This is a genomic window from Rosistilla carotiformis (assembly GCF_007753095.1).
Classification (GTDB): domain Bacteria; phylum Planctomycetota; class Planctomycetia; order Pirellulales; family Pirellulaceae; genus Rosistilla; species Rosistilla carotiformis.
This window is the reverse complement of record NZ_CP036348.1, coordinates 2788496-2799534: the sequence shown is the minus strand read 5'-3', so window position 1 is coordinate 2799534 and position 11039 is coordinate 2788496. Positions and strand designations below refer to the sequence as shown.

At 58.6% G+C, this 11039-nt stretch carries 7 protein-coding genes; 5 read left to right on the top strand and 2 right to left on the bottom strand.

The annotated features are described in order from the left end of the window. Positions 1–104: 104 nt before the first annotated feature. Positions 105–1406: a cytochrome c gene (locus Poly24_RS10310; protein ID WP_197452475.1), complete on the bottom strand. Its 1302-nt coding sequence runs from the start codon at positions 1404–1406 to the stop codon at positions 105–107. Between the two features lie 374 nt (positions 1407–1780). On the opposite strand from Poly24_RS10310, the gene Poly24_RS10305 reads away from it, so the two are divergent. Continuing rightward, on the top strand, positions 1781–3256 hold the full coding sequence (locus Poly24_RS10305) for a nicotinate phosphoribosyltransferase (RefSeq protein ID WP_145094273.1): 1476 nt from the start codon (positions 1781–1783) through the stop codon (positions 3254–3256). Further along, positions 3253–3870, top strand: coding sequence for a bifunctional nicotinamidase/pyrazinamidase (pncA, locus tag Poly24_RS10300; RefSeq protein ID WP_145094269.1), 618 nt, complete (start codon positions 3253–3255; stop codon positions 3868–3870). The genes Poly24_RS10305 and pncA overlap by 4 nt, the downstream gene beginning before the upstream one ends. A 266-nt stretch (positions 3871–4136) precedes the next feature. On the opposite strand, the gene Poly24_RS10295 is transcribed toward pncA, so the two are convergent. Beyond that, entirely contained in the window at positions 4137–6665 is a 2529-nt protein-coding gene (locus Poly24_RS10295; protein WP_391556915.1) for a right-handed parallel beta-helix repeat-containing protein, read from the bottom strand. 419 nt (positions 6666–7084) lie between these two features. On the opposite strand from Poly24_RS10295, the gene Poly24_RS27720 reads away from it, so the two are divergent. The 3 genes from Poly24_RS27720 to Poly24_RS10280 all read left to right on the top strand — a co-directional run bounded on the left by Poly24_RS27720 (position 7085) and on the right by Poly24_RS10280 (position 11018). Continuing rightward, entirely contained in the window at positions 7085–8185 is a 1101-nt protein-coding gene (locus Poly24_RS27720; protein WP_197452474.1) for a bifunctional transcriptional activator/DNA repair enzyme AdaA, read from the top strand. A 186-nt stretch (positions 8186–8371) separates the two neighbouring features. After that, entirely contained in the window at positions 8372–9343 is a 972-nt protein-coding gene (locus tag Poly24_RS10285) for a mechanosensitive ion channel family protein (protein ID WP_145094262.1), read from the top strand. 208 nt (positions 9344–9551) lie between these two features. Continuing rightward, entirely contained in the window at positions 9552–11018 is a 1467-nt protein-coding gene (locus Poly24_RS10280; protein WP_231753625.1) for a sulfatase, read from the top strand. Positions 11019–11039: the final 21 nt, after the last annotated feature.

The window sequence follows — 11039 nt, the reverse complement described above, 5'->3', positions numbered from 1 at the left end:
GAGGCAAGTCAGAACACAAAATGACAACTTGCAATGGCGCATCGCGTTCAATATTCCAGGGTTCTGTCGGAAGGAGCGTTTGCCGTTTCGAGAAGACGGCGCGTTTATTGAATCGTCATCGCGGGCGTTTCACGCAGCGAGCGAACAAAGTTGACAAGGTCCCAGATTTGATTCGTTTCAAGCGTCGCCGATGGCATGGGCGTTCCATCGATGCCCGCCGAGATGCGGAGGTAGAGACGCTCGGGTTCGGGACCGCCACGGAACAATCCTTCGCGGAAATCACGCGGCACGATCAACCGAGGTGGCAAAACGCCGCGGGCGATCAATGGAATTTGAGCCGCTTCATCGGTTGGGTCGATGCCATGCTGCAGCGTCCAGTCTTTAGTCCAATCGTCGTAGTCTTTGTTCTTACCGTCTCCCCAACCCTTGGGGCCGTGGCATTTGGCACACGCGGCACGCTCGGTCACAAACAGGGCTCGACCTCGTTCGATCGATTGCTTCAGCGGCGAATCATCGGCCGACTGCGCGGCAGCCACCACTTCATCGATCGTCTCGGGAACGGGGACCTCTTCAGGTTCGGGAACTTCGATCACCGCATCTTCCGCGTCCAACCAACCTTCCACGGCACCAAACGTGATGTCGGTGATGAACTCCCACTGCTCAACAAACAGCTCGTACTCTTCTCTCTTGGCTTCGTCGGTGATCGTTTCCGGATCGAAGTCATCTTTGTATTGCTGAAGGTACTTGTTGACCATCTGGTTGTCGAACAACGTCTCCCCCGCCGCAAAATCGATCACTTCCGCCTCTTGCAGCATCGCCCGTTCGACTTCGCCACGCCAGGTCAGATACATCACGTAATCGATCAACGCTTCGACCTGCTCTGGCTCGGCGTTCAATTCCGGAATCGCTTTCATCGCGGTTCCATCGATCCCGTGGGTGATCGAATAGTGCAGGTCCTCGCGGACCGGTTTCGATCCGCGGCGAGTGCTTTTGAATTTGAATTTCCCCATCCGATAGTCGCGAGGATAGGGGTCCAACAACGCCGCCGTGGTTCCACGACCGTTGCCCGTGATTCCGTGACAGGTCGAACAATGTTGGCGATACAGGCCGCGTCCCTCTTCGCTAGGCGACCCCGAGGCAGCGACCAGGTTCTCCATAGTGACCAGCGTTCCGAGATCGGGATCTTCGAGAAGGAAGTCGGGAAGTTTCGGATCGTCGGGAGTTCCAAACAGTCGCGTCAATGCGATTTGAGTTTCCGCCAGCGCTTGATCCATCGGTTCTTCGACCGACATCGACACCAACTTGGCGTAAACCATGTTGGGTTCGAATTCCGCAACATAGGGCTTCTCGCAGCCTACAAGAGCCGCCAAACCGATCAGCATCGTTGAAAGGTGAATCGTTTTCATGATCATCCTGTGGGGGGAGTCGTCTTTTTTTTATTGTATCGCTTGCGCTGCCGCGTCGTCTTGGGGGCCACGCTCGTTTCCGGGCGAATCAAGTTTCCAATGGAGCCTGGGGAACCGCATCGGCACGCCGCCCCCCGCTTCCCTGTACCTTAACATCTCCGGCAAATCCCGTCATCAATGGCCTGCGTTTTGCGCACGGCGACTGCGATTTGCTTTCGGGCAGGAACCTTGCGTCAAACCATGCGATGGATCGGTTCGGCGACCGTCACGCTCCATCCTTCGAGGGGCTATAATAGTCGCCTGAGCGTGGGGCCAGCACGCTCTGGGGGCACGTCGCTGGCTGCAAACGTTCTGTCGGGGAATAGGGGAACGCAATGAATCTGCTGCAGCAGTTGTATCGTCCGTCGTTGGCGATGCTGACCGATTTGTATCAATTGACGATGGCCTACGGTTATTGGAAACATGGCTTGGCCGAGCGCGAGGCGGCGTTCCATCTTTTCTTTCGCAACCATCCGTTCGATGGCGGCTATTCGATCGCTTGTGGACTGCAAACGGCGATCGAATACTTGGAAAACTTCCGCTTCGAGGCCGCCGACCTCGCCTACCTGGGCGCGTTGCGAGGTGCCGATGCCGAGCCATTGTTCGACGATGGCTTTCTGGAGTATTTGGGGGACTTAAAGTTTGACTGCGACATCGACGCGGTTCCCGAAGGGACCGTCGTTTATCCCCACGAACCGTTGCTCCGAGTGCGCGGCCCGATCCTGCTGGGCCAGTTGCTCGAGACGCCGCTACTGAACATCCTCAATTTCCAGACCTTGGTCGCGACCAAAGCCGCCCGAGTCTGCCAAGCTGCTGCCGGCGATCGAGTGATTGAATATGGGCTGCGACGCGCCCAAGGGATCGATGGCGCGCTGTCGGCGTCCCGAGCCGCTTGCATCGGCGGTTGTTCGGGCACATCGAACGTTCTGGCCGCTCAATTATTCGACCTTCCCGTCTTCGGCACGCACGCCCACAGCTGGGTGATGACGTTTCCAACCGAGCGCGAGGCGTTTGACATGTACGCCAGCGCGATGCCCAACAACAGCCTGTTCCTTGTCGACACTTACGATACGTTGGACGGTGTGCGGACAGCGGTTGAGACCGGCCGAACGCTGCGTGCAGCGGGGCACGAGATGCTGGGCATACGACTCGATTCGGGCGACTTGGCTTGGCTCAGTATCGAAGCCCGGAAGCTCCTCGACTCGAGCGGTTTCCCGGACGCTCGGATCGTCGCCAGCAACGATCTCGACGAACATTTGATCGTCAGCCTCAAGCAGCAAGGCGCCCGCATCGATACCTGGGGTGTTGGCACCAAGTTGGTGACGGCGTTTGATCAACCGGCGCTGGGAGGCGTCTATAAGCTGGGTGCGATACGTGATTCCGATGGCACCTGGCAATACCGGCTGAAGCTGTCCGAGCAAACGATTAAGGTGAGCAATCCGGGGATCTTACAAGTCCGGCGTTTCGAAAATGAATCGGAGCATCGTGGAGACATGATCTACAACGAAGCTGCCGAGATCGATTTCGGCCAGGGTGCAACGATGGTCGATCCCGCCGATCCCAATCGTCGCAAGCGGTTTGATTCGAGCGTCGCCTCCTCCGACCTGTTGGTTCCCATCTTTCGCGATGGCGCGAAGATCTATGAAGCTCCGAAATTGGAAACGATCCGGCAACGAGTCCAACAAGAACTTCAGAAGACCCCGGCGGCGAGTAAACGATTTGAGAACCCGCATTCCTATCCGGTGGGACTCGAGTTGTCGCTACATGAACGAAAAACGTCGATGATCCAAACAGCCCGGGGGCAGGCATGAATGCGTTAATTTTGGTTGACCTGCAAAACGATTTCTTGCCCGGTGGAGCACTTGGGGTCCCTCGTGGCAACGAGGTGCTGCCGCTGGCGAACCGCTTGCAACCGTTCTTCCCGTTGGTCGTCGCGACGCAGGATTGGCATCCCGCAGACCATTCCAGTTTCGCCAGCCAATACGCAAACCATCGGGTCGGTGATACGATCGATATCGACGGCATCGCGCAAGTCCTGTGGCCAGACCACTGCGTGCAAAATAGCGAGGGGGCGGAACTGGCATCCTTGTTGAAAACGCATTCGATCGCGAAGGTCTTCAGCAAAGGGACCGACCGCAGATTGGACAGCTACAGCGGGTTCTTTGACAACGGCGGCGTGCATGCCACCGGTCTAGGCGATTATCTGAAGCAGAACAAAGTGACCGACACCTACATCCTTGGACTGGCCACCGATTATTGTGTTCGCGCCACCGCGTTGGATTCCCGTCGATTAGGATTCCGCACCTGGTTGATCGAAGACGCCTGTCGCGGTGTCGATTTGCAGCCGGGCGATTGCGCGGCGGCGATCGCAGAGATGGAACATGCCGGGGTACAACGCGTGACCAGCGACCAGTGGCTGGCGTAGCAAGCGAAGACCGCCCGAAGCATCGCGTCGGATCCGGAGCGGCCGAAAGCCAGACCCCCAGTAGCAAGCCTCATAGGGCCGTAGGGTCGGCAATTTGCATAGCCCAGGCCAACGGGCGGGGCGCCGCGGCAGCCGGCCGCAAATCGACGCGAGTCCAGGGCCGAAGGCTCGGCGATTTGCATAGCTCGATCAAATTGCCGAGCCGTCGACCCTGGGAATCCCCATTGGCGCGGGGAACACATATCCCCGGCCCTGCGACGCGGCGTTTATTGCGCCAATTCGAGATCGTCGATGTAGACGACGGCGTCGTCCTTGGCTTGGCTGACGAAGCCGACCCAGTCGAGGTTTTGCCACCCCGGACTGGTCGTTGTCAGGTCGCGGAACGTTTGCGGTTCTTGTCCCGGAACGGTTATTCGCAGATGCCAATGCCCCGCCTCTTGCCCCAGCTGCGCTGCGACTTCGATTCGGATCCATTCATCGACGGGCAATTTAACCGAGACACCATCCTTCGCTCTTAACACGCCTTTTTCGATCCACAGGCTTGGGCCGATCTGAAACGGATTGGCAGCGTCGCGCCATTCGTGTTGGAAGACAGCCCCTTCACCCAGCCGGATCATAAACCGGCAACGCGTCGTCCCACTGCTGTGCTTTGGTGCCAAAGACATCATCGGATAATAGGCGTGCGGTTGATCGGGAGTGTCGGTGAACCGGAGTGCTTTGCTGCCGCGAAAGGCGAAGTCGACATCGACGACTTCGATCCCGCCTCGCTCTTTGTCGGCGCTCACCCTCGCTCCCACCGGCAGCTCGCCCGATTCAAAGTCCTCGCGGACCGAATAAGCGGGTGGCTCGGGCGCCCTCAACATCTCGGGCATCGGCAGCGATGCGGCTTTTTCCTTCCATGCCGGTTCGCCGTAAACACCGGCTGCCGAAACATCGAATGGCTTAAAACCGATCTTGTCGGCTGCGGAGGTGTCGATGAATCGGAAATCATCGTGCTTGGGATCGACAAATCGCGGATCGGCAATCACCGACTCGCCACTCTTGTCCGCTTTGCTGATGTCGACCTCCGCACCTCCACGCCAATAAAGGTTCCGCCCGACCTTCACACCGTCGTCGCCCCAGTGGCCGTGGAACAGTTCTTCGCTGTCGAACAGGACGATGTTCTGTTCGTACGTGAACGACACATGGTCTTCGACGCGGCTACGCCGCACTTGGTATTCGCGTCCGTAGGCGAAGATGTTGTTACGGATGATGTTATCGCGACCGTAATGCTGGTGGTAACCGCCCGATTTGGTTCGGTAGACCAAGTTGTTTTCCAGCAGGATGTCGGTGCTTCCTTCATCATTGTACAAGCCCCAGCCGCCGTAGCCCCACGAATCGATGTCGTGGATTCGGTTGCCGCGAAGGACCGTTCCGGGAGCGGGGCCCAGCGTGTAGATCCCTCCCATATCGCTCAGCCAACCCTGGCCGATGTGATGGATATGGTTGTCTTCGATGCGATTTCGCGACGCCAGGCTTTCGGAATATCCCCAACGCCAGCCGACGGAGATGCCAGTGTAAAACAGATCGGCGATCTCGTTGTGCGTGATTTGATTGTCGCCACTCTGACCGATCCAAATCCCCACGGCACAGGGGAACATGTGACCGGCGTGATTGACGATACTGTTGTCGACAACGATATGGCTGGTTCGTTCCGCAGCCTCCTTGGCGATTCGGGTTTCGCCGATCCGCACGCCACCGGCACCCAGGTCGTGGATCCAACATCGCTCGACGCGGCTATCGCGACAACCCTTGCGGAACCAAAGACCGTACTGGCCGGTGTGGCCAATTTCGCAATCGGCCAAGACGATGCCTTGGGCTCCGTCGATCTGCACCGCCGCTTCGATCGGCGACGCGGCTTGCGAAGGCTCAAATCCTTGGGGCGGCGTGATCAGCCCACTGTGACGAAACGCCAATCCGTGGAACTCGAGATTCTTCACCGACTTGTCGCTCGCCGCATCGCCACGGATCACAACCAGCTTTTCGCTGACCGGCGCGATGCACTCGATCGTGTCCATCGATTCCCCTTCGCGGGGGCGGTAGCTGAGCAGACCATCGGGGGCGAGGAACCATTCGCCCGGCTCGTCCATCGCTTCGCGGTAGTTCTCTAAGATGTAGCCGGTGTTCAGGGTCAGCGGATTGTGCGACTTCATCCCTCGTCCAACGCTGACCAAGCGTCCCGCGTCGGCATCCGCCGATTCGAGGAACCGCCGCGTGGTGTCCCATTTATGGAAGGCCAGGAATTGCACGTTCTGGATCTGTTCGGGGCTGAGTCCCTGCAAGCTGGCGACGTCTTCGGGGCGGACGGTGAAGGTCTGCCGCGCACGACGCGCGTTTTCGATCAGCGTCTCTTGGCCGCGCAACATGTAGTGGAAAAAGTGATCCGGTTCGCGGGCGCGCGTCGCGTGGTTACCGTTGATCCAGAGTTGATCAAAACGCCAATCGGGAGGCAGTTGAGTCGACCAGACGCCCGATTCGGTGGCGGTCCATGGCATTGTGATGACGCGGCCGCCGGAGATCACCGGGGCAGCTCCTTCCGCGGCTTGGTAGACCACGTTGCCGTCTTTCGCTTCGAATACGATCGGTTCGCTGATTTCATAGCGTCCGTCGGCGACGATCACTCGAAACGTTTCGTCCGGTGCGGCCGCGCGTCGCTGGCGAATCTCGTCGCGAGCTTCGGTCAGCGAGTGCAGCGGACCGGCGGGCGCGACATGCAGCGTCGTTTCCGCGGCGTCGCAAACAATCGCCGCGCCGATCAGGATCGCGATCGCCACGGCAGGTCGGTGGGCAGATCGCACGCCTATCGATTCAAGGGAAAACTTTTTAGGGATCGCTCGCGCGCGCTTTAAAAACATTGTGGGGAACTTTCAAACAGGGGTGAGTATCGAGTTGGGGGACCGCACAAGTTAGGCGGATCGTTGATTAAGTTCAACGGGATAGCGACGTGGCCGTTTGCTGGCACAACCTGCAGCTGCCGGGAAGGCTGACAATAAACGGGGTGACTGTCGAGCTAGCGTTTGCGGCAACGCAACAAACCAATTGCTTGTCGCTTTCGCGGTTGTGATCGCCGCGCGACGTGGTAACGTCATTTTAAGTCAGCCACCCAATGATTGGAGGGCTTTCGGAATTGAATGCTCCTAAACCTGCCAGGTTTCACGAGGAAAGCGAATTTCGCATGAAGAGAGTTGCCCCAAACGAGCTGCCTTCGTTGCCAAGCCGCGAGACGATGTATGCCGCTCTGGTCGCCAAGGACTCTCGTTTCGAGGGGGTGTTTCTGGCGGGGATTCGCACGACGGGGATCTTCTGTCGCCCGTCGTGTACGGCGCGGAAACCGAAGCCGGAGAATGTCGAGTACTTTCGCGATGCCCAGTCGGCGCTGGCTCACGGTTTTCGAGCGTGCAAAATCTGCCGCCCGTTGGCGGCGCTGGGAGCTTCGCCCGATTGGTTGCAGCCGTTGATCGATGAATTAGAAAGCGACCCGAATCTCCGTTTGCGAAGCGAAGACTTGCGATGCCGGGGACTCGATCCGGTTCGCGTTCGCCGTTGGTTTCAAAAGACCCACGGGATGACCTTTACGGCGTATCAGCGGATGCGTCGGATCAATCAGTCGTTCGGACAGATTCGCGATCGACAATCGGTGACCGAGGTCGCGCTACAGAGCGGATACGAATCGCTGAGCGGATTTGGCGACGGATTTAAGCGGGCGATCGGCGCGGCGCCGGCCAAAAGCGACGGCCGACAAGTGATTGCGATCTCGCGGCTGCTGACACCTTTGGGCCCGATGTTGGCGGGTGGATCGGACGCGGGGATCTGTCTGCTGGAGTTCGCCGATCGGCCGATGTTGGAAACGCAGTTGGATCGGCTGCGTCAGCGATGTCGGGCGACGCTGCTGCCCGGCCCAAGTCCGCTGTTTGCAACGCTACAGTCCCAGCTGCAAGAATACTTCGCCGGTCGACGGACTCGATTTGAGATCCCTTTGGACACCGCCGGGACTCCGTTCCAACAAAGGGTTTGGGAAGCGTTGCGGCAGATACCATTTGGCGAGACGCGCTCGTATGCTCAGCAAGCCACCGCGATCGGCAAACCGACAGCGGTCCGCGCGGTGGCACGGGCCAACGGCGATAACCGGATCGCGATCCTGATCCCCTGTCACCGAGTGATCGGCGCCGACGGAACGCTGACCGGATACGGCGGCGGACTGTGGCGGAAACAGCGGCTGTTGGAAATCGAGCGTCAGCCCTCGTGGACTTCAACGCTAACAAACGGAGCCGATTGACCAACAAGTCATACAAACTCACCCCTGATTTGCTGGCGGATGCCCTGGAATGTCAGGGGAAGATTCTGTATGTATTTGGTTCGGGCAATGCAGGGTTCAATGGCACCCAACGGGCATCATCTTTGATCCCATCGCCCGCGTCCGCGAGGGGCGTTCTATTTGAAAGCAATTAAAGGGAGTATCTCGATGCAAAACGAAGAGCCAGGAAATGCGGGGGAAGCCGCGGCCAATGGGGTGAACGAAAACTTAGAAGTGCTCAAGGAAGAAGCGAGCAACGCCTTTAGCAATGCCATGCAAGGGGATTTCTCGGGGCTGATCGAGATGTCGATGATCTATCTGCCAAAGGCCGTGTTGGTCGTTTTAGGTGTGATTGTCGCCTATTTTGTTGCGAAATTTGTCTCGCGGATCGCCGGTACGCCGGTCCGACGCCGAGTCGACGAAACGCTCGGTCGCTTTGTATCGAAGGTGGTTTTTTATGCGATCATGGTCTGCGTGTTGTTGGGAGTTGCGGGGTCGGTTGGCATCAATGTCACCAGCTTTGCAGCGATCTTGGGTGCCGCAGGCTTTGCGATCGGGTTGGCCTTCCAAGGGACGCTGGGGAACTTTGCCTCGGGGATCCTTTTGCTGGTCTTCCGTCCCTTCAAAGTTGGCGATGTGATCTCGGCAGCTGGGATCGTCGCCAAGGTGAATGAGATCGATCTCTTCACGACGACTTTCGACACGCCTGACAATCGCCGGATCATCGTTCCCAACAGCCAGATCGCCGGTGGCACGATCGAGAACATCACGTTTCACAAAGAGCGACGCGTCGACGTCTCGGTCGGCACCGAATATTCGGCCAGCCTGGACCTGACCCGCGAGACGCTTGCCAAAGCTGCCGAATCGCTCAGCGACAAGATGCTCACCGGCGAAGGCCGCGGATACCAGATCGTCTTGGGCGAACTGGGGGACAGCGCGGTCGCTTGGACCGTCCGCTTCTGGACTCGCGCCGAAGACTTCTGGGGTGTCAAAGAAGCTTTGACTCGAGCTGTTAAAAACGGTCTCGACGAAGCGGGCATCGGGATTCCGTTCCCTCAATTGGATGTCAATTTGACGGGGGCCCCAGCTGATACCGAAGGCTCTGGCGACGGCAAGATCAAGCCGCGTCTGCGCCAGTAGTCGTCGCACAAACGAAAACTGTCCGCCCGCATCGACCGATGCGGGCGGATGGATCGCCCGTCAGGGCGTTCACACGACGGCAAATGCTTGCACGCTGCAGCGCGATCGACTTGAATAGGGCAGTCAAAAACACTCCCTATTGGTCGAAAGGTCTCCCCCCGTGCTCCTACCCCATTTTTCTGCGCTACCGCGAGGGCGGTTTCTGTTCTTGGCGATCGCTGGTCTGATCGCGGTTCAGGCAACACGCAGCGACGCGGCCGATGCCCGTCCCAACGTGTTGTTCATCATCTCCGACGATCTGAACAACTCGCTCGGTTGTTACGGCCATCCGATCGTTAAATCGCCCAACATCGATCGACTGGCCGCTCGCGGCGTTCGGTTCGATCGCGCCTATTGCCAGTATCCGCTGTGTGGCCCGAGCCGCAATTCGATGCTGACCGGTCTATATCCCAACAGCACCGGGATCCACGCCAACAGCCTAATCTTTCGCCAAACCATTCCGCAGCACCACAGCCTCTCGCAAGCCTTCCGCTTGGATGGATATTTCGCGGGCCGGATCGGAAAACTGTATCACTACAACGTTCCCAAAAGTGTTGGGACCAACGGTCACGATGACCCCGGATCGTGGGAGCTGGAACTGAACCCTGCCGGATGCGATCGGCTGGAAGAGGAACCGGAGATCTTCTCGTTGCGGAAGGGGAGTTTTGGCGGCACGCTCAGCTGGCTCGCATCGTCGCATCCCGACGAAGATCATACCGATGCGATGTTGGCCGAGGATGCCCAGTGGGTGCTGGAGCGGTGTGCCAAGCGTCGCGATCGCCCGTTTTTCTTGGCCGTTGGTTTCTACCGACCGCACACGCCCTACGTCGCGCCCAAGAAGTATTTCGAGCCGTACCCGTTGGATCAAATGCCGGTCGTTCAAGGTTGGGAAGAAGATCAGAAGGACATCCCAAAGCTGGGATTGGGGAGCCATAAGAAAGATCACGAACTGTTGACCGACGACCTGCGGCGGCAAGCGATCCAAGCCTATTACGCCAGCATCTCGTTCATGGATGCTCAAGTCGGCCGGCTGTTGGATTCGCTCGACGAACTGGGACTATCGGACAACACGATCGTCGTCTTCACGAGCGACCATGGCTACCACATGGGCGAACATGGGTTGTGGCAGAAGATGAGTCTGTTCGAGGAGAGCGCTCGTGTGCCGTTGATCATCGCGGGCCCCGGAGTGGCCAAGCCGGGTTCGGTGGCCGAGTCGCCCGTTGGGCTGATCGATTTGTATCCGACGCTGACCAAAGCGTGCGCCGTTCCGAGTCCGGAAAACCTGCAAGGGCAGAACCTGCAACCGATGTTGGCCGATCCTTCGGCAATGGGCCGCGGATGGACAATCAGCCAAGTCAAACGTGGCGGCAAACCGCCGGTCTTTGGTTACACGATCCGCACGCCCGATTGGCGTTATACGCAGTGGGGCGATGGGGGAGCCAAGGGGGAAGAGCTGTACGATCATCGCAGCGATCCGCAAGAGCTGACGAATCTTGCAGGGGATTCGGCTCATACCGCGACCATCGCTGACCTCAAGCAAAAGATCGACCAAGCGATCGGGCAAACGTTCCCCGAGTCGGGCGAAATCCCCAGCGTCCGAAACGCGGTCTGGGCCCCCAATCTCACCGATCCTTAACGAACCGCCACTGCGTTGGCA